Source organism: Gilliamella sp. Pas-s95, from assembly GCF_009795795.1.
GTDB lineage: Bacteria > Pseudomonadota > Gammaproteobacteria > Enterobacterales > Orbaceae > Gilliamella > Gilliamella bombicola.
In genome coordinates this window covers 1-23100 of the sequence record NZ_WTFC01000002.1, presented here as the reverse complement: position 1 = coordinate 23100, position 23100 = coordinate 1, and the positions used below count along the sequence as shown (strand labels likewise).

The 23100-nt window shown below is 36.4% G+C and carries 20 protein-coding genes and 1 pseudogene; 11 read left to right on the top strand and 10 right to left on the bottom strand.

Annotated elements, in window-relative coordinates; translation table 11 throughout:
* The first annotated feature begins 7 nt into the window (after positions 1-7).
* The 4 genes from fur (at position 8) to cls (ending at position 3031) form a co-directional block, all read left to right on the top strand.
* Entirely contained in the window at positions 8-466 is a 459-nt protein-coding gene (gene fur / locus GQ598_RS00800) for a ferric iron uptake transcriptional regulator (protein ID WP_160401928.1), read from the top strand.
* 69 nt (positions 467-535) lie between these two features.
* Positions 536-1081, top strand: coding sequence for an inner membrane-spanning protein YciB (locus tag GQ598_RS00795; RefSeq protein WP_160401927.1), 546 nt, complete (start codon positions 536-538; stop codon positions 1079-1081).
* Positions 1082-1105: 24 nt separating this feature from the next.
* Positions 1106-1561, top strand: a complete 456-nt coding sequence (gene yciA / locus GQ598_RS00790; protein ID WP_160401926.1) for an acyl-CoA thioester hydrolase YciA — start codon at positions 1106-1108, stop codon at positions 1559-1561.
* A 6-nt stretch (positions 1562-1567) separates the two neighbouring features.
* Positions 1568-3031, top strand: a complete 1464-nt coding sequence (cls, locus tag GQ598_RS00785; RefSeq protein WP_160401925.1) for a cardiolipin synthase — start codon at positions 1568-1570, stop codon at positions 3029-3031.
* 61 nt (positions 3032-3092) lie between these two features.
* Here the strand turns inward: cls and cpdA are convergent, their stop codons facing one another.
* Both cpdA and nudF read right to left on the bottom strand, forming a co-directional pair.
* The gene (cpdA, locus tag GQ598_RS00780) at positions 3093-3914 is read right to left on the bottom strand and encodes a 3',5'-cyclic-AMP phosphodiesterase (protein ID WP_160401924.1); all 822 of its coding nucleotides are present in this window, start codon (positions 3912-3914) and stop codon (positions 3093-3095) included.
* A 178-nt stretch (positions 3915-4092) separates the two neighbouring features.
* Positions 4093-4722, bottom strand: coding sequence for an ADP-ribose diphosphatase (nudF, locus tag GQ598_RS00775; protein WP_160401923.1), 630 nt, complete (start codon positions 4720-4722; stop codon positions 4093-4095).
* Between the two features lie 139 nt (positions 4723-4861).
* On the opposite strand from nudF, the gene tolC reads away from it, so the two are divergent.
* Positions 4862-6208, top strand: a complete 1347-nt coding sequence (tolC, locus tag GQ598_RS00770; RefSeq protein ID WP_160401922.1) for an outer membrane channel protein TolC — start codon at positions 4862-4864, stop codon at positions 6206-6208.
* A gap of 77 nt (positions 6209-6285) precedes the next feature.
* On the opposite strand, the gene GQ598_RS00765 is transcribed toward tolC, so the two are convergent.
* The gene (locus GQ598_RS00765; protein ID WP_255471284.1) at positions 6286-7158 is read right to left on the bottom strand and encodes a LysR family transcriptional regulator; all 873 of its coding nucleotides are present in this window, start codon (positions 7156-7158) and stop codon (positions 6286-6288) included.
* A 127-nt stretch (positions 7159-7285) separates the two neighbouring features.
* Between GQ598_RS00765 and GQ598_RS00760 the strand changes: the two genes are divergently transcribed.
* On the top strand, positions 7286-7957 hold the full coding sequence (locus GQ598_RS00760; RefSeq protein WP_160401920.1) for an NADPH-dependent F420 reductase: 672 nt from the start codon (positions 7286-7288) through the stop codon (positions 7955-7957).
* Between the two features lie 121 nt (positions 7958-8078).
* Positions 8079-8864, top strand: a complete 786-nt coding sequence (locus tag GQ598_RS00755) for an SDR family oxidoreductase (protein WP_160401919.1) — start codon at positions 8079-8081, stop codon at positions 8862-8864.
* Positions 8865-8992: 128 nt separating this feature from the next.
* Here the strand turns inward: GQ598_RS00755 and GQ598_RS00750 are convergent, their stop codons facing one another.
* Positions 8993-9484: a hypothetical protein gene (locus GQ598_RS00750; RefSeq protein ID WP_160401918.1), complete on the bottom strand. Its 492-nt coding sequence runs from the start codon at positions 9482-9484 to the stop codon at positions 8993-8995.
* Positions 9485-10051: 567 nt separating this feature from the next.
* On the bottom strand, positions 10052-12079 hold the full coding sequence (metG, locus tag GQ598_RS00745) for a methionine--tRNA ligase (protein ID WP_160401917.1): 2028 nt from the start codon (positions 12077-12079) through the stop codon (positions 10052-10054).
* Positions 12080-12307: 228 nt separating this feature from the next.
* Between metG and apbC the strand changes: the two genes are divergently transcribed.
* The gene (apbC, locus tag GQ598_RS00740; RefSeq protein ID WP_202112623.1) at positions 12308-13381 is read left to right on the top strand and encodes an iron-sulfur cluster carrier protein ApbC; all 1074 of its coding nucleotides are present in this window, start codon (positions 12308-12310) and stop codon (positions 13379-13381) included.
* Positions 13382-13551: 170 nt separating this feature from the next.
* Here apbC and GQ598_RS00735 read toward each other — a convergent pair whose 3' ends face one another.
* The gene (locus GQ598_RS00735; RefSeq protein ID WP_160401915.1) at positions 13552-13905 is read right to left on the bottom strand and encodes a DMT family protein; all 354 of its coding nucleotides are present in this window, start codon (positions 13903-13905) and stop codon (positions 13552-13554) included.
* Positions 13906-14191: 286 nt separating this feature from the next.
* Here GQ598_RS00735 and tpx point away from each other — a divergent pair, with 286 nt between their 5' ends.
* Complete coding sequence (gene tpx, locus GQ598_RS00730) at positions 14192-14704, top strand: thiol peroxidase (RefSeq protein WP_160401914.1); 513 nt, start codon at positions 14192-14194, stop codon at positions 14702-14704.
* Positions 14705-14845: 141 nt separating this feature from the next.
* Positions 14846-16027 carry a sugar transporter gene (locus tag GQ598_RS00725; protein WP_160401913.1) on the top strand — a complete coding sequence of 394 codons (1182 nt, stop codon included), beginning with the start codon at positions 14846-14848 and terminating at the stop codon, positions 16025-16027.
* Between the two features lie 74 nt (positions 16028-16101).
* Here the strand turns inward: GQ598_RS00725 and GQ598_RS00720 are convergent, their stop codons facing one another.
* Positions 16102-18027 carry an ABC transporter ATP-binding protein gene (locus GQ598_RS00720; protein ID WP_160401989.1) on the bottom strand — a complete coding sequence of 642 codons (1926 nt, stop codon included), beginning with the start codon at positions 18025-18027 and terminating at the stop codon, positions 16102-16104.
* A 197-nt stretch (positions 18028-18224) separates the two neighbouring features.
* On the opposite strand from GQ598_RS00720, the gene GQ598_RS00715 reads away from it, so the two are divergent.
* Positions 18225-20402, top strand: coding sequence for a phage holin family protein (locus tag GQ598_RS00715; RefSeq protein WP_160401912.1), 2178 nt, complete (start codon positions 18225-18227; stop codon positions 20400-20402).
* Positions 20403-20450: 48 nt separating this feature from the next.
* Here GQ598_RS00715 and glyA read toward each other — a convergent pair whose 3' ends face one another.
* The 3 genes and pseudogenes from glyA to GQ598_RS00700 all read right to left on the bottom strand — a co-directional run.
* Positions 20451-21707, bottom strand: a complete 1257-nt coding sequence (gene glyA, locus GQ598_RS00710) for a serine hydroxymethyltransferase (protein ID WP_160401911.1) — start codon at positions 21705-21707, stop codon at positions 20451-20453.
* Positions 21708-22442: 735 nt separating this feature from the next.
* Positions 22443-22862 (bottom strand): four helix bundle protein, encoded by a 420-nt coding sequence (locus tag GQ598_RS00705; RefSeq protein WP_160401910.1) that lies wholly within the window; start codon positions 22860-22862, stop codon positions 22443-22445.
* Between the two features lie 50 nt (positions 22863-22912).
* Positions 22913-23100 (bottom strand): annotated as a pseudogene (locus GQ598_RS00700) (hypothetical protein); the annotation flags it as partial.

The following is a 23100-nucleotide window of genomic DNA, read 5'->3' as shown; positions in this document are numbered from 1 at the left end:
AAGTAATATGACAAATCATGATAATGATAATAATGCGGCGCTAAAAAGCGCTGGTTTAAAGGTTACGTTACCACGATTGAAAATTTTAGAATTATTACGAGATCCTTCATGCCAACATATCACAGTAGAAGACCTTTATAAAAAACTACTGGATATGGGAGAAGAAATTGGACTTGCAACCGTTTATCGTGTTTTGAATCAATTTGACGATGCAGGAATTGTTACTCGCCACAACTTTGAAGGTGGGAAAGCTGTTTTTGAACTAGCAACTCAGCAACACCACAATCACCTAATTTGCTTAGATTGTGGTGAAGTATTCGAGTTTCGTGATGATATCATTAACGCCAGACAAAAAGAAATTGCTGAACAATATGGCATGACATTAACTTTTCATAGTTTATATCTTTATGGACATTGCCAATCAGGTAATTGTAAAAAACATCCTGAGCTTCATCACAAAAAATAAGCCTATTCCAATAGGCTTTTTACTTATTTAAAATATATCCACTCATCTTTTTGCTAGGTTAATAATTTAATGAAACAACTTTTAAACTTTATTCCACTTGTATTCTTTTTTGTTTTTCTAACCATGTATGATGTCTTTGTTGGCGTTCAAGCACTAATGATCGCCGCAACAGTATGCTTTCTTCTCATTCTTGTTCTATATAGAAAAGTAGATAAAGTAGAGTTGATTTCTTATCTAATGGTGATGATTTTTAGTGGATTTACACTTTATTTGCGTGACCCGAATATAATCAAATGGAAAGTCACTATTATTAATTTTTTATTTGCCACAGCCTTATTAGTTAGCCAATTTATTTTTAAAAAAAATCTACTTCAAAAAATGCTAGGCAAAGAAATACAGCTCGATATTTCTATTTGGAATAAACTAAATTTATTATGGATCTTCTTTTTTATATTGTGTGGCGCCATTAGTTTAGGTGCAACCTACTACACGACTGATGATTTCTTTTGGATATTTAAAGTATTTATTTTACCTGGTGCATCGTTACTATTATCGTTGATATCGGGTATCTATATCTATAAAAACATGAATAAAGATATAGATAATAAACAATAAGTTATAACAAAGGAGTATTTTAGCATGACACAAGATACAACCCCCAAAGGTCAATTAGTACTTAGAACGCTTGCAATGCCGGCTGATACCAATCCTCACGGACATATTTTTGGTGGGTGGATCATGTCTCAAATGGATCTTGCAGGCGGTATTTTATCAAAAGAGATCGCGAGAAATCGAGTTGTAACAGTAAATGCTAGCAGCATTACATTCTACAAACCAGCAATGGTCGGGGATGTTGTTTGTTGCTATGCACATTGCATCAAAACAGGGAAAACATCTATCACTATTGGCATTGAAGTGTGGATTAAAAAAGTCATTGATACATCTGATACGACACAGCGCTTTTGTATTACAGATGCCGTATTCACTTATGTTTCAGTTGATAAACACAATAACCCCAAACCATTACCTGAAACATTTCAGAATTATGATTACACTCAAGACCCAATAACTAAATTAAACCTAACTAATAGTTAATTAAGTATGCAATTTACCTCATTTCATGCATTAATCAGCACTTTGATCTTTCTTACTTATTGGTTGATCATTGTTGCAACAACATTACGAATTGTTTTCAAACGAAGACCAACCACTTATGTTATTGCATGGATGTTAGTCATTTATATCTTACCACTTGTCGGAGTATTCCTTTATTTTGCCTTGGGCGAAGCGCACTTAGGTCAACAACGAGTTAAACGGGCACAAAAAATGCGCCCGACTATTTCAAAATTTATTAACCGTCTAAGTGAATTTCCTGATATTTTCACCAATAACGTTAGCCTAGTTAGCAAGCCGATTTTTCAACTTTGCAAACACCAAACAGGCCTTGATGGAATTAACGGCAATCACATTGAACTACTAAGCGAAACTAACGAAATTTTTGACCGCTTAATTGACGATATCAATAAAGCGACGTCTAATATTGAAATGGTATTTTATATCTGGAATGAAGGTGGTCGGGCTGACGAAGTCGAGCAAGCACTCATTCAAGCAACACAGCGAGGAGTAACTTGTCGATTAATGGTTGACTCTGCCGGTAGCCGACATTTTATTAAAACGAATGCCAGTAAAAGAATGCGTGATGCTGGTATAATTATTGTCGAAGCGTTACAAGTAAACTTACTTCGATTCATGTTTAGGCGATTGGACTTACGACAACACCGAAAAGTTGCCATTATCGACAACTACATCTCTTATACAGGCAGCATGAATATTGTTGATCCTCGTTTTTTCAAACAAAATAAACATGTCGGTGAATGGGTTGATATCATGGTCAGAATGAATGGACCGGTAACAACGCTTATGAGCGCTATATATGCTAGTGATTGGGAACTAGAAACAGGCAAACATTTAGCACTACCAAAAATTACTGATTTTGCCGAACCACCAGAAGATAAAAAACACATAATGCAACTAATAGCATCTGGACCGGGTTATATGGAAAACATGATCCACCAAGTGTTATTAACGGCAATTTATTCAGCACAAGAACAAATTATTTTTACGACACCTTATTTAGTACCAAGTGATGATATTCTACATGCTGTCTGCACCGCAGCTCAAAGGGGGGTAGAAGTCATCATTATCGTTCCCAAAAATAATGACTCACTAATGGTAAAATGGGCAAGTCGAGCATTTTTTTCCGAATTATTAAACGGTGGTGTAAAACTTTATCAATTCAATGATAACTTATTACACACCAAAAGCGTCCTAATAGATAACCAGTTAAGTCTTGTTGGTACTGTTAATTTGGATATGCGCAGCTTATGGCTTAATTTTGAAATTACAACTGTAATTGATGACGTAGAATTTGCTAAATCGCTGTCAGTGCTCTTACAAAAATATTTATCTAATTCAGATAGCATAAAAACTGAAGAATGGAATCAACGTCCAATATGGCAACGCATAGTTGAACGGCTGTTTTACTTTTTTGCACCTTTACTATAATTATTGTAACAAGTTTTAAGTTCACGCTAACTATGATTACAAACAAATATATTACGGCTTGCTAATAACCATTTTGAGAAACATCGGGTAAAAACTGATTATCAGCTAAACGATAAACCTCGCTCTCGATAGAACCATCAGTATTAAGCGTAATTTCTCGCCAACCAGGCGCATCTTCAGTTGATACTTGAAAATCATAACATTCAGGCTTAAATTGAAAACATGTTGAAGGGGTTGAAAACGCATGACAATGATGCCAAACATAATCTTGTTTTTGATGAATGTGTCCCCAACCTATCCCTTTTACATTAGAATGTTTTTGAATAATTTGCTCTAATTGATCACTATTTTTTAAAATATGGTGATCTAACCAATGACATCCAGAATTAATTGGATGGTGGTGTAAAAAAACTAATGCATTTCGATCAGAATGCTCGGTTAAAGCATTATGTAAAAATTCAAGTTCAGATTTAGGTAAAAAACCATATGCTTGACCAATAACTTGGCTATTTAATAAAACAATCAGCAAGTTATCTCCTAACTGCACTATTTTATTATCGGCCAGTTGATAATCTGCAAACACATCTTGCATACTCTCATAATTATCATGGTTGCCAGCCAACCACACACAAGGCGTATTAAACTTGTTGATTTGCTCAGCAAAACGAGCATAAGCTTTTTTAGAACCATCTTGCACAAAGTCACCCGTTGCCACAATCAAATCAAACGTCTTATTACTACTTCCAATTTCATTTATAACAGATCGGAAACTTGCATTAGAATTCACACCAAGCAATGAACCATCGTCCTCAGAAAAAAGATGAGTATCAGTTATATGTAATATTTTACCGTAATTTTTATTACGAATTGGAAGTTTTAACAATGACCTCAAAATTCACCCCAATTATTTATCAATCTATAATCATGGTTAATAATGTCAGCAATAAAATAGACATTGTGACAGGAAATACAATTTTTATTGTAAATCTTAGCGTTATACAAAAGTGTAAAATAGATCACACTTTTATGAAAGAAATAATTAAATATGAATACTAAAAAGGTTATTCCCACTCTTTCTTTAATAACTGATGATTAAGTTCTAACCATTGCAGTGCAATAATTGATGCAGCATTGTTAATTACTCCATCTTTGATCCATTGATAAGCTTGATTACGACTGACAACATGAACTTTAATATCTTCGCTTTCTTCATCAAGACCATGAATACCTTTGGCTGTTGATGAATCGACTTCACCCACTAAAATATGCAATTGTTCTGTTAACCCACCGGGTGATGCTAAATAACTGATGATAGGTTTACATCGACCAATAACGACTCCAGCTTCCTCCATTGCTTCACGTTTTGCTACTTCTTCAAATGATTCATTTTCATGATCCATCATGCCTGCAATGAGTTCTAGCATCCAAGGACTATCTTGCGTTTCAATAGCGGCAATCCGGATTTGTTCAATTAGCACAACTTCATCACGTTTTGCATCATATGCTAAAAGTACAACTGCATGTCCACGTTCTAAAATTTCGCGTGTTACAACCTCGCTCATTGAACCATCAAATTTACGATATTGAAAACGATATTCAAATAAAGAAAAAAAACCTTTATACAAAATTCGTTTAGTTAGATTAAACACATCATTTTTGTCAAAATGTACCGGATTATGTTTTATTTTCATATAAGATCTCGATGTTAAACTTAATTTGAATAAAAAGTGCGAATGGCATACAAACTATGCTTACTATATACTAATAATCTGTTAAAATTACGCCATTAAAAATACTACTATATTTTAATGATTTTTAAAGAGAAGATTAATGAAAAAAACTTTAACCTTTTTAATTGGCTTAGCATTAAGTCAATCTGTATTTGCTGAAAATTTGATTCAAGTCTATGAACAAGCAAAAGAAACCAATCCAGATCTACGCAGTTCATTAGCTGAAAAAAATAAAGCATACGCGGCAATTTCTGGTTCTCGAGCAAGTTTGCTACCGCAGGTTGGTTTAAGTGCTTCTTATGGTGTAACTCATGGTCGACGTGATACAAGTGGAGTAAAATCTAAAAGCGGAAACTTATATCAAGTAGCCGTATCGCAAAGCATTTTTAATTTTTCAAATTGGAAGGCCTTAGATATTACTAAAAAACAAGCAAGTATTGCCGATATTGCTTATCAATACCAAGGTCAAACATTAATCTTAAATACTTCTGTCGCTTATTTTAATGTGCTAAAAGCGCTAGATGCATTAAGTTTTATTGATGCACAAAAAAATGCTATTGGCCGTCAGTTAGAACAGACTCGTCAACAACACCAAGTCGGTTTAGTCGCCATTACTGACGTACAAAACGCGCAAGCAAATTACGACCTAACAGTTGCACAACAAGTTAACACATTAAACGATCTTAACAACGCAATCGAGGATTTACGCCAAGTAAGCGGTCGTTTTTATTCTAATTTAGCCAGCGTTAACACTAACACCTTTAAAACAGAATCGCCAGAACAAATAAGCACATTATTAAGACAATCTGAATCATCTAATCTGAATTTATTAACAATGAAATTGAACCAAGACATTGCACGTGAACAGATCAAACTCTCACAAGCAGGTCATTTACCTACGGCCAGTTTAGATGCATCAACTAATTTAAATAAAACTGATAGATATGGTAATAACGTAGCGGCAGGTGCTCATAGTGGTAAATCGTATTCAGGAAATAACTATGTTGGTGTCAGTGTAAACCTACCAATCTTTTCTGGTGGTGCAACGGTATCGAAAGTTGAACAAGCACAACAAAATTACGTAAGTTTCAGTGAAAAACTAGAAAGTACTAATCGTGGCGTGATTAACCAAGTACGTTCATCCTACAACAATATTTCATCATCGATTAGCGCAATCAAAGCTTATCAACAAGCAGTTGTTTCAGCACAAAGCTCATTAGAAGCAACTAATTCTGGTTATCAAGTTGGAACAAGAACAATCGTTGACGTATTAAATGCAACAACTCAGCTTTACAGTTCTAAACGAAATTTATCAGATGCAAAATATAATTATCTAACTAGCTTACTCCAATTAAAATATGCAGTAGGAACCTTAACTGCTAACGATTTAGTTTATCTAAACAATATGTTAGGTAAAGAAGTGAGTACTTTAGTGACGATAAAATAACCATTGGTTCTTTTATTACAACTGTTAAAAAAGGCGATTTGCTCGCCTTTTTTATTATGTATAAAAAAATACACTTATTACGATATTGCATTCAACACAAATTCAATAAATGCTTTTAATTTTGGTGGTTGCTGACGATCAGCAGTATAAAGCATATTAAGCGGCTTGGCAGGTGGTAAAAATTTTTGTAATATGGGAAATAATTTTTTCTGCTTAATTGGCTCTTGTAACATAGATTCTGGCAACATTGTGATACCTAATCCTTCAATCGCAGCTATCACTAACGCTGAAGTCTGATTACTTTGAAATGTCCCTGATATAGGAATATTAACTATTTCACCATTAATCATAAACGGCCAAACATGATCTTTTTTATTCTGATTCACATATTGGTAAATCAAGCATTGATGCTTTTTCAAATCATCAGGTATTGATGGAACACCATATTGCGCTAAATAATCTGGTGAGGCAGCAAAAATAAGTTGATGAGGATTAAGTTTACGAGCAATAAGCCCTGAATCACTCAAATCACCAATCCGAAAAGCAATATCAAAACCGTCCTTAATTAAATCGACATAACGATCACTTAACTGTATATCGACACTAATTTGGGGATAACACTTCATAAAACTACTAATTAATGGCACTAAAGTAAAATTACCAAAAGTAAATGGTGCACTAATTCTAAGCGTACCACTAGGTTTATCTAAAAACTGTTGCGCAAGCATAGAAGTGGCTTCAACTTCACCTAAAATACTCACACAGCGCTCATAATACTGCTTACCAAATTCGGTAAGATTTTGTGAACGTGTTGTTCGATTAAGTAACTTTAACCCTAATTGAGTTTCTAAAAAAAGAATATATTTCGCAACCATTTGTGGAGAGGTATTTAATGAGATAGATGCCGATGCAAATGAACCTGTCTTCACAGTCAATACAAAAGCCTTCATACTTCTAAAAAGATCCATATTACCAATCTCCAGTTGTTAATAAAACAATTTTAAAGCCATTTACTATCTTTTATTTTATAAATATTATAACGCAAATCCAGTAAACAAATAAAAACAGAGTAAATATATGAAAAAAATCGGCATTATAGGGGCAGGATTTGTAAGTCAAGCCTACACAACATTATTTATGCGCGCAGGTTATCAAGTTATGTTAAGTAATTCTAGAGATAAAAAGACGTTATTTAGCGTAGCCACACGCTTAAACTGCCAAATTGGGAGCCAAGAAGAAGCCATTAAATTTGGTGATATAATTCTCGTTGCTATTCCTTTTATCAATTATACACAATTACCAGCAGAGCTACTCAGCGGAAAAATAGTACTTGATGCCACTAACTATTATCCTGCCCGCGATGGTCATTTAGGACAATTAGATAATCATGAAACAACAACCAGCGAGTTAGTCGCTAAACATCTTGATAAATCTAGAGTAGTTAAAGTTTTTAATGCAATTCTCGCAAAAGATGTTATTAAAGATGCAAAGCCTAATGATAAATCAGATAGAAGAGCAATTCCTATAGCTGGAGATGACTTAGCTGCCAAACAAATTGTTTTCACTCTTCTGGAAAGTATTGGTTATGATTATGTTGATGTAGGCGCTTTATCAAACAGTTGGCGGTTTGAACGTGCAAAGCCTGCATATTGCATACCTTTAAGCCGTCAAGGATTGAATGATGCTTTAGCTCAAGCCTCTAAAGAAGTTGAAGTACCACATAATTCATGGCAAACAAATAACCAATAAAAAATATAAAAGACCAAAATGAGTCCACCTTCCAGTAGAATAAAGTTATATTTATCATATATTTAATAGTTTGAATGGTTTTAATTAAATACAGATATTTGAAATATTAGAGGAAATAAAAATGACCAATACACATAAAAAATATACCGTCATAACCGGCGCAAGTTCAGGCATAGGTTATGCAACAGCTATTGCTTTTGCAAAACGAAATAAAAACCTTATTGTTATTGCAAGAAGACAAGAAAATTTGGCACTTTTACAACAAGAAATTGCAAAAATTTCCCCAGCATTAGAAGTAATTATAAAACTTTGTGATTTATCACAACCAACCAACGCTTATTCCCTTTTTAATGATTTAGACAGCTATTTTATTGAAACATGGATTAATAATGCCGGTTTTGGTCATTACGGCAGTGTTAGCGATCAAGATTTAGAAAAAATTGAATCAATGCTTCATTTAAATATTGAAGTCCTAACAATTTTTTCAACACTGTATGTACGTAAATATCAAAATGAATCAGGGACACAACTAATAAACATATCCTCCCGTGGTGGATATACGCTGGTTCCTAATGCGGTAACCTATTGCGCAACAAAATTCTATGTCAATGCCTTTACCGAAGGGCTAGCACAGGAATTAAAGCAAGCTAACGCCCAATTAACCGCAAAAGTGTTAGCTCCGGCTGCAACAAAAACAGAATTTGGTGAAAAAGCCAATAATGTCAGTAACTACAATTATGATGCAAGTTTTACCAAGTACCATACAGCAAAGCAAATGGCCGATTTTTTACTGGCTTTATACGATAGCAACAAAGTTATTGGTGAGATTAATACAAAAGATTTCTCTTTTTCACTAAAAGACAGCATATTTCCTTATTCAGGAAATCCGTCAGAAAATCAAAAATAATGCAATAGCGAATTTACATGCAATGTTAAATCAAACAGCAAAATATGATTTTTAACAAAATTGAACTTTGGCAGTCGTTATTTTGATTGCCAAATTTCAGGATAAAAAGAGAATCATAGCATATTGATTTAAAGTGAAGTTTTATTTACTTCGATCAAAAAATGGCGTTTAAATGAAATTGGGCGCCAGATATGAAATAGGTTTCTAAGTGTAAACGGAAAGGTTTTTATAGGATTTTTAAACAGTTTAAGTAACCAACCATCAGTACCCTCAAACGACATAAATTCAAAACTTACCGTATGGTCAGATAAAATTTTAATATTACAAAGACCACAAGCACTAAGCCAAGCATATGCACCACCGCCAATTCTGGCACTATCAATGATATTTTGATTTTTTGAATCAAGTAGATAGATGAATAAAGTCTCTTCCCAAGGACCGCCATCTTGCGTCACAAAAATTAAAATATAACAGTCATCATAGCTAAAAGCCATTTCTAAAAAGCGGCCTTCTAGTTTTTCAGCATAGCAAACACCATCAACCTCAACAAGCGAACTAATTTTACCTCTTTTACCTTTAGGTAGCGGTTTTAATGTAATATTAGATATCGGTTTTATCATGTTTATCCTAAAAAATGCTTACTAAAATATTAATAAAAACCTATCAATAATAAACTTAATAAAGCCATCAATTGATAAGCAAAATAATAAAATACCCATATTAAAAATAGATCATAAAGCTAATTAATGGCTAGAACACAAATCCTCCAGTTTTGTTAGCTGGGATTTATTTAATTACCCGATAAATCAAAAATTATTGCTTAATAATGAACTTAACTTAGTTTTAACGTAAAAGAAAAGTATAACAAATAGTTGTTGTATCGTCTTCAACCTGAGCAGGTATAAACATAAAATGTCTTGATTTAAATAATGGTTTCTATTTTTTGACACTCATTGCACCCTATCAAAGTGCAATGGGATTTTTTAGAGTAGAAAGGCAAACTCAAAAATAGTTGCACGATAGTTGGTTAGCTAAACATTTATAATAAAAAAACAGCCCCAAAAAAACTAACGCTACAATTATTCATCGAATCAGAAAATTTTATAATAAAATGCATAATTTCCTGAAACATCTTAACAAGCACATTAACTTGTTAAGATGCACTTTTTACATGATAAGAATAAAAATTACGAAATGCGCATTCCCGGTTTAGCACCACTATCTGGCGATAACAAGTACACGCCGTCACCATCATCTTTACCACTGGCACAAAGCACCATACCCTCTGAAACACCAAAACGCATTTTACGAGGCGCTAAGTTGGCAATCATAATGGTTAAACGCCCAATTAGCACTTCTGGATCAGGATAAAACTGCTTGATGCCAGAAAATACATTACGAGTTTCATCACCAATATCGAGCGTCAACTGGAGTAACTTATCGGATCCTTCAACAAAACAAGCATGTTTAATTAAAGCAACACGCATATCAACTTTGGCAAAATCGTCAAAATTAATCGTATCAGCAATAGGTTCAGCAACATTTGTTTTAGCTGGTGTTGCTAGGGCAGCTTGCTCTTTTGTTTCTTCAATCATGGCTGTAATTTTATCCATATCAATACGATTAAATAGGGCTTTAAACTGATTAATCTTATGACCAGTTAACGCATTAGCAATAGTATTCCATTCTAATTTGCTATTTAAAAATGCTTCTGTTCGCTCAGCTAATGAAGGCACTATTGGTTTTAAATAGGTCATTAAAATACGAAATAGGTGAATACCCATTGAGCAAATATCTTGCAATGTTTGATCTTGCCCTTCTTGTTTAGCAACCACCCATGGCGCTTTTTCGTCAATATAGCGGTTAGCTTCGTCAGCAAGTGCCATAATTTCACGAATCGCCTTACCTGATTCACGTTGCTCAAAATAATCAGCAATGATTTGAGACTTTTCAACAAAATACGCATAAAGTGCTGGTTCAGCTACATTATCCGATAATTTACCGTCAAAGCGTTTATAAATAAACCCAGCCGAACGTGAAGCAATATTAACAACTTTGTTAACTAAATCGCTATTTACACGTTGCACAAAGTCTTCTAAATTTAAATCAATATCATCAATATGTGGTGACAGCTTAGCGGCATAATAATAGCGTAAGCAATCAGGATCTAAGTGTTTTAGATAAGTACTTGCTTGAATAAAAGTACCTCGCGACTTAGACATTTTTGCGCCATCAACAGTTACATAACCATGCACAAAAATATTCGATGGTTTGCGATGTTCGCTACCCTCTAGCATTGCCGGCCAAAATAAACTATGAAAGTAAACAATATCTTTACCAATAAAGTGATAAAGCTCAGTGCTTGAATCTTTATTCCAAAACTCATCAAAAATTGGTTTATTTTGTGTATTGCAGTAGTTTAAAAAAGAGCCCATATAACCAATTGGTGCATCTAACCAGACATAAAAATATTTACCTGGTGCATCGGGGATTTCAAAACCAAAATAAGGAGCATCACGGCTAATATCCCACGGTTGTAAGCCTGATTCAAACCACTCTTGCATTTTATTAGCGACTTGCTCTTGCAGTGTCCCTGAGCGAATCCACTCCTGTAACATAGTTGAAAAAGCCGGCAGATCGAAAAAGAAATGTTCTGACTCTTTTAAAATTGGCGTCGCCCCTGAAACCACAGACTTCGGATTAATTAAATCAATCGGGTTGTAAGTTGCACTACACACTTCACAGTTATCGCCATATTGATCTGGTGCTTTACATCGTGGACAAGTGCCTTTTACAAAGCGATCAGGTAAAAACATCTGTTTTTCAGGATCAAATAGCTGTGAAATGACTTTGGTTTTAATATAACCATTGGCTTTTAAACGCTTATAAATCTGCTCTGATATTTCACGGTTTTCTGAGCTATGAGTTGAATGGTAATTATCATAACTAATATTAAATCCAGCAAAATCACGCTGATGCTCAGTTTTCACTTCACTAATCATCTGTTCAGGCGTAATGCCAAGTTGTTGCGCTTTAAGCATAATTGGCGTGCCATGTGCATCGTCGGCACAAATAAAATAGATCTCATTACCACGCATACGTTGATAACGCACCCATACATCAGCTTGAATATGTTCAAGCATATGACCTAAGTGAATTGCACCATTGGCATAAGGCAGTGCGCAAGTCACCAATATTTTGCGTTGAGTTGTCATGTTGATTTATTACCTTTTATTACATAATGGCAGAAATAGTACATCAATCGTGGGATTATCGCTAGATTTATGCCATAATTTGATAAAATTTCTATACTCTATTCACTTTGCAAATGGCAAATAATCCTTTTTAAAGAATGTAAATTATTATAATTTTTCCACCCTCTTTAAGAGGGAGTATTAAAAATGAACCAAGTATAAATATCAATGCATAAAGAGATAACAGCAATGAACATTGAAGTAAAAAAGATTCTTGAGAATTTTACTCATTCAACCTTACAAAAAAATTTACTTGAACTTAACACAGTCACTAAATGCGAAATAATTAATCAGCATTTATCCATTAATTTAACCATGCCCTTCGCTTGGCAAAACGCTTTTGACGAGTTAAAAAAAATAGCCACCCCAAAATTACTAAAGCTTAACGGCATTAATGACGTTAATTGGCACATTGACTATAAAATTGCCACATTAAAACGCGCTAATGACCAACATGCCATTAACAATGTCAAAAATATTATCGCCATAAGTTCAGGCAAAGGTGGCGTGGGCAAATCATCAACAGCTGTTAATCTTGCACTAGCCTTACAAAAACAAGGCGCCAAAGTAGGCATTTTAGATGCGGATATTTATGGACCTTCAATTCCAACCATGTTGGGCACAGAAAAGCAGCAACCCTTAACACCTGACAATAAACACATGACCCCAATTATGGCACACGGATTAGCCAGTAACTCTATTGGTTATTTAGTTGATCCAGATAGCGCCATGGTATGGCGTGGACCAATGGCAAGCAAGGCATTACTACAAATATTACAAGATACATTATGGCCTGAACTTGATTATTTGGTTATTGATATGCCTCCAGGAACTGGGGATATCCAATTAACCCTAGCGCAAAGTATTCCAGTAACGGCAGCAATCATTGTCAGTACACCGCAAGACATCGCATTAATTGATGCCAAAAAAGGCATGACCATGTTTAATAAAGTCAACATCCCAACACTAGGCATTATTGAAAACATGAGTTACCACATTTGCGAAAATTGTGGTCATCACGAAGCTATTTTTGGCGAAGGTGGAGCACAGCGTTTAGCTGAGCAATATCAAACAAAATTGCTCGGACAAATGCCACTTCATAAAATGTTACGCCAAGATCTCGATACAGGACAACCTACTATTATTAGCCACCCTGATAGCGAATTTACCCAACTTTATTGCCAAATTGCTGGGCGCATTGCCAGTGAGCTATATTGGCAAGGCGAAGCAATTTTACCGGATATTTCATTTAAGGCGCTATAACTAAAGAATAAGCTTGGCTGTCAACAACAGCCAATGCTATTGATATTTTATGATTAATTTGGCATAACATCACAACAATCAGGCGCGCAATATGTGGAATATTTGAAAGGCTAATTTAGAGCATTACCATGACAAATATGCTCAACATTTATCACGGTTTTAGCATGAATTTAAGCAAAAATCTTATCGCGGAACATAAAAAATACCGCACCTAAAAGACACAAACCAGCCCAAATATAGTCTGTCTTAAACGGCTCTTTTAAAATATAAATTGAAAAAGGGATAAAAACAGACAAACTAATTACTTCCTGAATAATCTTTAATTGACCTGCGCTGGCAACTTGAAAACCAATGCGATTAGCAGGCACTTGCAATAAATACTCAAATAACGCAATCCCCCAGCTAGCAAACACCGCCACTAGCCAAACTTGGTTATGTAAAAACCGCAAATGCCCATACCACGCAAAAGTCATAAAAATATTACTAAAAGTCAGTAAACAGACAGTAATAAATAATTGATTCATAATGTTGATATAAGAGTAAAGAAAGGTGTTGGCATTATATACCATTGTCTAATAAACATACAAAATACAAATAATTTAATTACATTAAAAAAACAATATTATTAACAATAGTTGAAATTGGCTAATTCATCACGAAAAACATGATAGCGCTATTGCTCAGTAGCCTATTTAGGTCTATATTAAATCAACGCCAATAGGTGCAAAATCTTTAATGCATTGAACGTCGTTATCCTATCAACACTTAAATTTATTACAACACAATTATTATCCCCCAAAGGAAACAGTTATGCAAAAAAGAGTCAATGAAGTTACTATGCGTGGAGCCCCTATTACTTTGTTAGGTCCCAAAATCAACGTTGGTGACATAGCACCCGATTTTATCGTGCAAGATTTAGCAATGAAACCCATTAAATTATCCGATTTTAAAGGTAAAATCAGGATTATTAATTCGGTACCATCCATTGATACTTCCGTATGTAGTGCCCAAGTTCACCGTTTCAATGTAGAAGCAGCAAAACTAAAAGATACCGTGATATTTTCAATTAGTGTTGATTTACCTTTTGCATTAAATCGCTATTGTGCAGCTGAAGGCATTGATGCTGTCAAAGTCACTTCTGACCATAAAGATCTGGATTTTGGTTTAAAATATGGCACTGTTATTGAAGAGCTACGCTTACTTTCCCGCGCTGTATTTGTCATTGATAAAAATGACAAAATTGCTTATGTCGAATATGTTAAAGAAACATCTTCGGAGCCCGATTATGACAAAGCCCTAGCGGCGGCTAAAGCATTAGCATAAATTAAAGCAATAATACATCGCCATCCTCTACCAACAGTGGTGGCGATGATTTACTTTAAGATTTATTTATAGCAGCTATTTAATAGACAAAATTATTCAGTTATAATCCAATAAAAACATACCTCCTCCATAATCTTAATCATGAATAATAGTATTAACCGATCTCGTATTTGGTCATCAATTCTTTGCCTTGCATTTGCGGCATTTATTTTTAATACAACGGAATTTGTACCTGTTGGACTATTACCTAATATTGCTGAAAGCTTCTCAATGGATGTTGCTCATGCTGGATTATTACTCACCATTTATGCATGGTCTGTTTCGTTATTATCATTGCCACTCACAGTATTAACGTCAAAAATGGAGCGAAGAAAACTACTAATTTTTCTATTTTGCCTATTTATTGGTAGCCATATTTTAGCCGGATTTGCGTGGAATTTTTACAGTCTGATGGCAGCAAGAATTGGCATTGCTTGTGCACATGCGGTATTTTGGGCAATTACAACACCGCTTGCAGTTCGATTAGCGCCTAATGGTAAAAAAGCTAAAGCAATGGGCTTTATTGTTATTGGCGTATCGATGGCAACCATCCTAGGGATCCCAATTGGTACCATCATAGGGCAACTCGTTGGCTGGCGCGTGACTTTTTTATGTATTGCTGGTATCGCTTTTTGCGTGATGATACTACTGCTCCGCTTATTGCCTACTGTACCAAGCATGGATATTATTTCTATCAAAGATATTCCAACGGTATTAAAACGGCCAATACTGCTTAACATTTATCTATTAATAGCCATTATTATTGCTGGCCACTTTACTGCTTATACTTATATCACGCCATTTATGAAAGATGTTGGCGGATTTAATCAAAATGTTATCGTCGCTTTATTGTTAGTAGTCGGTTTTTCAGGCATGATTGGCAGTATTATTTTTGCAAGATATGCCGAAAAAAATCCAACCGCCATATTAGTGATGCCTATGTTGTCATTGATCATTTGTTTATTATCGCTTTATGTCTGTTCATTCACGCTTTATACCGCAATCATTCAATGTTTGATTTGGGGGCTTTCGATTACCATTATTGGCATGGTCATGCAAAGCAAAGTGATTGATGCAGCGCCCGATGCAACCGATATTGCTACATCGGTCTATTCAGGAATTTACAATATTGGAATCGGCGGGGGCGCTTTTATAGGCAGTAAAGTATTAATTTTACTATCAAAGGAAGATATTGGTTTTGTTGGTGCAATTTTTGTCATCATTGCCTTATTATTTTTCTGCCTTTGTTCTAGAAAGTTGTGGAATAATAAAACCATTTTATAAAAATCTTAACGCTCAGAAACAGCATTATTTATTATATACCCCAATAAATAATGCTGAAAAATAACACCCTTACATTATGATTTACTTAAAGACTCTAACTGTTCCCAGCGTTCAAAAGCAGATTCTAATTCAGCTTCTTTATCGGTTAAAGATTGTAAGATTGGTCCCGTAACCTCGTGGGGTTGATTAAAAAAGTCACTTTGACCAATCTGTGCTTGTAAATCAGCAATGGCTAATTCTAACTGCTCTATTTTGCTTGGTAATTGTGTTAACTCTCGTTGCTCATTATAACTCAGCTTAACCTTCTTTTTAGTGGCTTGATCATTGCTTTTGTTATTCGTCGTGCTTAACGCCTTTTTAGGCTGTTTAACATCATTAACTGCCGCTACCTTAACCGGTTGTGCTTGTTGCTGTTGTTGCAAAGCATCGGCATAACCACCAGCATAAACACCAATATGTCCTTTTTCTTCAAAAAACCAACATTGGGTAACGACGTTATCAACAAACTGCCGATCATGGCTAACTAACAAAACTGTTCCCTGATAATCATTAACCAACTCTTCTAACAACTCCAGCGTTTCAATATCAAGATCATTGGTCGGTTCATCAAGTATTAATAAATTGCTAGGTTTTAAAAATAGTTTAGCCAACAATAAACGATTACGCTCACCACCTGATAATGCACGAACAGGTGTTCGGGCGCGTTTTGGCGGGAATAGAAAATCTTGCAGATAACCAAGAACATGACGTGATCGTCCATTAACCATCACCTCTTGTTTACCTTCAGCTAAATTATCCATCACGGTTTTTTCAGGATCAAGCTCTAATCGATATTGATCAAAATAAGCCACTTCAAGCTTTGTACCACAATGTACGCTACCTGATGTTGGCGCTAAATTACCTAACATTAGTTTTAACAACGTCGTTTTGCCAATACCATTAGGACCAATTAGAGCTATTTTATCGCCACGTAATACTTGCACAGTAAAATCATTAACTAGCAACTTATCTTCAATCTGATAGGTCACATTTTCAAGCTCAAAAACAATTTTTCCTGAACGTAACGCCTCCTCAATTTGCATTTTGGCACTGCCCATCACTTGGCGACGCTCGCTATACTCTTGGCGCATTGCTTTTAATGCACGTACTCGCCCTTCATTACGTGTACGGCGAGCTTTAATACCTTGGCGAATCCAAACCTCTTCTTGAGCTAATTTTTTATCAAATTCCGCATTTTGCAACTCTTCAACGCGCAAGGCTTCTTCTTTACCAAGTAAATAGTTATCGTAGTTACCGCTCCAAGAGGCAATTTTACCCCGATCTAAATCAATAATACGCGTTGCCATTTGACGAATAAATGAACGGTCATGAGAAATAAACACAATACTGCCATTAAAGCTTTTCAAAAACTCTTCCAACCATTTTATGGTTTGAATATCTAAATGGTTTGTTGGTTCATCAAGCAATAAAACCGATGGTTGACAAACTAATGCTTTGGCTAATGCAGCTTTACGAAGCCAGCCACCAGATAGCGAAGATAACAAGGCATCACCATCAAGTGACAACGACGAAATAACATTACGAATACGACTATCTAATTGCCAGCCATTTTGATGATCTAACTGCTCTTGCATTTTTGCTAATTTAGCCAAGTTACTTTCGCATGGATCGTGTTCAACACGATGAGCTAAATCGTAATAATCTCGTAGTAACTGTGCTTGTTCGTGTAATCCTTCTGCCACAAAGTCAAACACATTGCCTTGCACATCGCGCGGGGGATCTTGCTGCAGGCGTGAAACAATCACATTATTTTCATAAATAATTTGCCCTTCATCTAATGGCACTTCTTTATTTAACACTTTAAGTAACGTTGATTTGCCAGCACCATTACGTCCAACAAGACAAACACGCTCGTTTGGTTCAATAGACATATCGATATGATCAAGCAATGGCGCATCGCTAAAGGAAAGATAAGCATTGGTAAGATTAATTAATGACATATTAGTGATTTTTTTTGATATTAAATAATAAGGCATTATTCTATCATAAAGTTGCCCAAGGCAACTAAACCAAATACCAAAGATACGTTAATAGGCCTCACAAATATTAGAAATCACTGTTCTGTTCTATCAAAAAAAACAAATACTGTTTATATTAATGTACAAAATATTATTTAGATTTTGATGTGGAGATAACTATGAGTCACATGTGGACATTTCAGCGCGTAGGTGGATTAGATCAAGTGGTATTTAAAAATGCCAATGACATTATTAATTTACCTGATTTAGACCCTAAATTATGGGTAGCTTTAAGTTGCCCGACCACAGGGCTAGATTTTGATGAGCGAACCTTAGCACTACTCGACTCAGACAAAGATGGACGAATTCGCATACCTGACATTCTTGATGCCATCAGCTGGACACAAGACAAAATCACCTCATTTGACAGCATTTTAAGCTCAAGCGAAACACTGTCACTATCACAAATAAACACCTCGACCCCACAAGGGGAAAAGCTATCGATCACCGCTCACAGCATCTTAGCTAGCTTAAATAAAAACAACGTAAATTACTTAACGCAAGATGACGTTCAACAATCAATAAAAATCAACGCTAGCAAACTTTACAACGGTGACTTAATCTTCCCTGTATCAAGCGAATTATCGCCCGACATGCAAACATTCATCCAAACCGCCATCAACACCACCGGTGCACAAAAAGACATGAGCGGACAAGATGGCATTGACCTAAATATAGCCACCACCTTTGTCGACAACCTAAAAACATGGCTACAATGGCAAACTCAAATAAGCAAGACCCCAACCCCATTTGGTGAAAATAGTGCCGAGACATGGAAATTAATCCAACAACTCAAACCCAAAATTGACGACTATTTTTTACGTGTTGAACTGGCACAATACGCTCCACAAGCACAAACGGCCCTCAATGTTGACGAAAAGTACATCGTCCCTACCCAAAATGGGCTACTTTCTGATGACGCCTTAGCACAATTACCGCTATCAAAAATAGACACAACCAACGCACTTGACTTAGTCAATGGGCTTAATCCATTATGGAAAGCCAAAGTCAATCGACTCAAAACGCTCATCGCCCCAGCATTAGCCAATCCTGACTTACTAACCGAGCAAGAATGGCAAAACATCCAACACAGCTTAAAAACTTACACCACATTAATAAGCACTAAACCCGAAATAGCACAAATAAAAGTTGAAATCGCGCCATCTGCCAGCATAGAAGATATTCCAAGCAACACTATCGCCCACTTAGCCAACAGTGAATTGCTGGACGAATTTACACAAATGGTTGAACAAGACAACAAAACCCCGATATCCTCATCCGACGTCCTCGTATTAGAAAAGCTAGTCCTATTCCACAAACACCTTTACCGCTTATTGGTCAACTTTGTGTCTTTTGCTGACTTCTTTTCGTTAAAAACCCGAGCGGCCTTTCAGCTTGGCAAACTCTACATTGATGGACGCTGTGCAACCCTTTGCGTTGCAGTTGATAATATTGCCAAACACGCCACCATGGCAAACTACTCTGAACTCTGCTTACTCTATTGTGAATGCACCAGACACGGGCAAAAACAACTCATTGCTGCCGCTATGACAGCGGGGAAAGGTGATTTACTGATTGAAGGTCGTAATGGCGTATTTATTGACAACGACGGCAACGACTGGGATGCCAATGTCGTCAAAATCATTACCAAACCTATCAGCATACAACAAGCAATCTGGGCACCTTATCAACGAATGGGGCGCGTAATTACCGAACAGATAAACAAATGGGCAAGCAGCAAAGATGCCGATGTTGCAAAATCAAGTGAACAAGCATTGCAAAACCCAGCCAATAAATTTGATATTGGCAAAAGCGTAGGTATTTTTGCCGCAATTGGCCTAGCCATTGGCGCAATCGGCACGGCATTAGCCACACTATTCCAAGCTATTTTTGCGCTAGCTTGGTGGCAATTGCCTTTGGTTTTTATTGGATTATTCCTAATTATTTCTGGCCCTTCTGTTATTTTGGCATGGTTAAAATTGCGTCGAAGAACCCTTGGCCCACTGCTAGAAGCATCAGGTTGGGCAATTAACGGACAAGTCAAAATCAACTTAATGCTAGGTAGCTTACTCACCAGCAAAGCAGAACTTCCAGCCAATGCAAAACGCAACTTACGAGATCCAATGAAACAACGCCACCACAAATTGGCTATCATTTTTTGGTTAGCTATTTTACTTGGTATTGGAGCGACAGGAGGCTGGTTATGGCATGAAGGTTACCTTGACCACTATATAGAACAGCACAAACAACAACAAACCCAAAATAAAACTGACACAAATGCCAATATTGGCAAATAAAAGCAACAAACCATTTCGCCGACAATCGTCGGCGAAATGAAACGATCATTAATGCTGATAAACCGGCAAACGACGGCAAATTGCAAGCACCTTTTCTTTCACAGCTTGAATAGTTTGCTCGTCATCGATATTATCTAAAACATCACAAATCCAATTAGCCAAATCTCGCGATTCGGCTTCTTTAAAGCCTCGGCGAGTAATAGCCGGCGTACCAATCCGCACGCCTGATGTCACAAACGGGCTTTGTGGATCTTTCGGTACACTATTTTTATTAACCGTAATATTGGCACTACCCAAAGCCGCATCGGCTTCTTTACCTGTGATATTTTTATCGACTAAATCAATTAAAAACAAATGATTGTGTGTTTCACCAGAAACCACTTTATAACCACGCTGCATAATCACTTCAACCATCATTTTGGCATTTTTCACCACTTGCTGTTGATATTCTTTATAAGCGGGTTCCATTGCCTCTTTTAATGCCACCGCTTTAGCGGCAATCACATGCATTAAAGGCCCACCTTGCGCCCCAGGAAAGACAGCCGAATTTAACTTTTTATATAATTCTTCACTGCCACCTTTAGCTAAAATCAAGCCCCCACGTGGGCCACCAAGGGTTTTATGGGTGGTTGTAGTCACAACGTGAGCATAAGGAACAGGGTTTGGATAAACACCTGCGGCCACCAAACCAGCCACATGCGCCATATCCACAAATAAATAAGCACCCACACTATCGGCGATCTCGCGCATACGCTTCCAATCCACCACACCAGAATAAGCCGAAAAACCACCAATAATCATTTTCGGTTTAGACTCTTGGGCTGTTTTAGCTAACTTGTCATAATCAATACGTCCTGAATCATCAACGCCATAATCCACAATATGATAAAGCTTGCCAGAAAAGCTAACCGGCGAACCATGCGTCAGATGACCACCTTCAGACAAATTCATACCCAAAACAGTATCGCCTGTATTTAAAAGCGCCATATAAACCGCAAAATTCGCCTGCGAACCTGAATGAGGTTGTACATTGGCATAATCAGCACCAAATAAAGTTTTAGCGCGATCAATTGCCAACTGCTCGACCACATCAACATACTCACAACCACCATAATAACGCTTACCGGGATAACCCTCGGCATATTTATTGGTTAATTGTGAACCTTGTGCTTGCATTACGCGTGGGCTGGTATAGTTTTCTGATGCGATCAATTCAAGGTGATCTTCTTGACGCTGTTCTTCACCTTTTATCGCATCCCACAGTTCTTTATCGTACTCGGCAATAGCCATCTTGTTACTAAACATGTTGGATCCTTATCATCAATTATGTAGTTTATCTGGTTTTGCTTTATCGTTAGCAAAAATGGGTATTACGTTCATATGGTTACTTAACAACCAAATGATTTCAATCTTTTTTTGAGGTTATAAAAAATATTTATATTGAAGGATGGGTTGTTGTGTTTTTGTTAGGCGGTTTTTGTTAAAAAACAGCCAGAAAAACTTTAATAAAATCAATACCTTTTCTGACCGATTTTTGAGCGGAAAATCAGGCCTTTTGGGGTTTGTGGATAGAATGAATTAGGTGCGGTGGTTTCGGACGTTTTGACCTTGGGTGGACAAAATAGCTACAGTGACCACGTCCGAGTTAGGGAATTTAAAGCGAATTCCCTAACAACCCACGCTTTGGCTGCAGAATGTGGCCTTCGGCTGCCCTCCGCCGCCGCTCGGTCTTAACGCACCGGCTATGATTCGCTCCCGGCGAAGCATAGCCTCGCCAAACATCCCTGTTTGGCGTGCTAACCTCGCTCTGTTGTCGGCACATTCTGACGCCGGAATAGGACAAACAACATAACTATCGTTTTTGGGAAGGTTGTTGTGTTTTTATTAGGCGGTTTTTGTTAAAAAAACAGCCAGAAAAACTTTAATAAAATCAATACCTTTTCTGACCGCTTTTTGTGAGTAAATAAGGTGTTTTTTTGTGAAATAAAAACGTTTAAATTAATGCGCTTTTTTAATTTTGTTTTTGTTTTAGATTTAGCCTTAGCTTAAATCCTCATCATTCACTTGCGCCATAAACCAATGTTGCCAACCAGTGGTCTGCTTTTGGATGTTGTCGATAGATTGGTTGAATGAAGCAAAAGCACCGTGTGATATCATTTTCATTTTCCAACCTACACACAATAGCCCTTTGATAACATCTAACGAGGCGCGAATATGTTGTAACTGTTTAATGGCGGATTGGCATTCTTTGATGTTATCTCGGTCAACTATATTAGATAATACTGCAGAGCGAATTGCCTCAGTTAGCTCGGTCAATATCGCTTCGCCAGTGGTAAATTTAAAGGACTTTGGTAAGTGGCAATGCGTTTGCCAATAGCATTGGTATAATGTCACTAAATCATTAAATATTTTAGGTTGAACAAAAGTTGATTGAGTAAAGTTAGGTAATTTATTGTGCATAATTGTCCTACAAAACAGAAAACCGTTTACATCTATTAACTCCAATTCACTCATAGCAGAGCACACTGTAATAAGGCCTCGGTGCAAACAGCGTAATTACTGTTGGAAGCGCTGTTGCTGTTAACGTTGCCGTTGTTCGAGTTGACATTGAAGCCATTGCTACCTGTTGCGTCACTCGTCCAGTAGTTGTTGTTGACGAAGCCCGCATCAGCGTAGTTGTTCATGTTGCTCGTTTTTG

Bases quoted from the DNA above. Each gene is read 5' to 3' on its own strand.
- fur (WP_160401928.1), top strand. From the start codon at position 8: ATGACAAATCATGATAATGATAATAATGCGGCGCTAAAAAGCGCTGGT.
- GQ598_RS00795 (WP_160401927.1), top strand. From the start codon at position 536: ATGAAACAACTTTTAAACTTTATTCCACTTGTATTCTTTTTTGTTTTT.
- yciA (WP_160401926.1), top strand. From the start codon at position 1,106: ATGACACAAGATACAACCCCCAAAGGTCAATTAGTACTTAGAACGCTT.
- cls (WP_160401925.1), top strand. From the start codon at position 1,568: ATGCAATTTACCTCATTTCATGCATTAATCAGCACTTTGATCTTTCTT.
- nudF (WP_160401923.1), bottom strand. From the start codon at position 4,722: ATGAAAATAAAACATAATCCGGTACATTTTGACAAAAATGATGTGTTT.
- tolC (WP_160401922.1), top strand. From the start codon at position 4,862: ATGAAAAAAACTTTAACCTTTTTAATTGGCTTAGCATTAAGTCAATCT.
- GQ598_RS00765 (WP_255471284.1), bottom strand. From the start codon at position 7,158: ATGAAGGCTTTTGTATTGACTGTGAAGACAGGTTCATTTGCATCGGCA.
- GQ598_RS00760 (WP_160401920.1), top strand. From the start codon at position 7,286: ATGAAAAAAATCGGCATTATAGGGGCAGGATTTGTAAGTCAAGCCTAC.
- GQ598_RS00755 (WP_160401919.1), top strand. From the start codon at position 8,079: ATGACCAATACACATAAAAAATATACCGTCATAACCGGCGCAAGTTCA.
- GQ598_RS00750 (WP_160401918.1), bottom strand. From the start codon at position 9,484: ATGATAAAACCGATATCTAATATTACATTAAAACCGCTACCTAAAGGT.
- metG (WP_160401917.1), bottom strand. From the start codon at position 12,079: ATGACAACTCAACGCAAAATATTGGTGACTTGCGCACTGCCTTATGCC.
- apbC (WP_202112623.1), top strand. From the start codon at position 12,308: ATGAACATTGAAGTAAAAAAGATTCTTGAGAATTTTACTCATTCAACC.
- GQ598_RS00735 (WP_160401915.1), bottom strand. From the start codon at position 13,905: ATGAATCAATTATTTATTACTGTCTGTTTACTGACTTTTAGTAATATT.
- tpx (WP_160401914.1), top strand. From the start codon at position 14,192: ATGCAAAAAAGAGTCAATGAAGTTACTATGCGTGGAGCCCCTATTACT.
- GQ598_RS00725 (WP_160401913.1), top strand. From the start codon at position 14,846: ATGAATAATAGTATTAACCGATCTCGTATTTGGTCATCAATTCTTTGC.
- GQ598_RS00720 (WP_160401989.1), bottom strand. From the start codon at position 18,027: ATGTCATTAATTAATCTTACCAATGCTTATCTTTCCTTTAGCGATGCG.
- GQ598_RS00715 (WP_160401912.1), top strand. From the start codon at position 18,225: ATGAGTCACATGTGGACATTTCAGCGCGTAGGTGGATTAGATCAAGTG.
- glyA (WP_160401911.1), bottom strand. From the start codon at position 21,707: ATGTTTAGTAACAAGATGGCTATTGCCGAGTACGATAAAGAACTGTGG.
- GQ598_RS00705 (WP_160401910.1), bottom strand. From the start codon at position 22,862: ATGCACAATAAATTACCTAACTTTACTCAATCAACTTTTGTTCAACCT.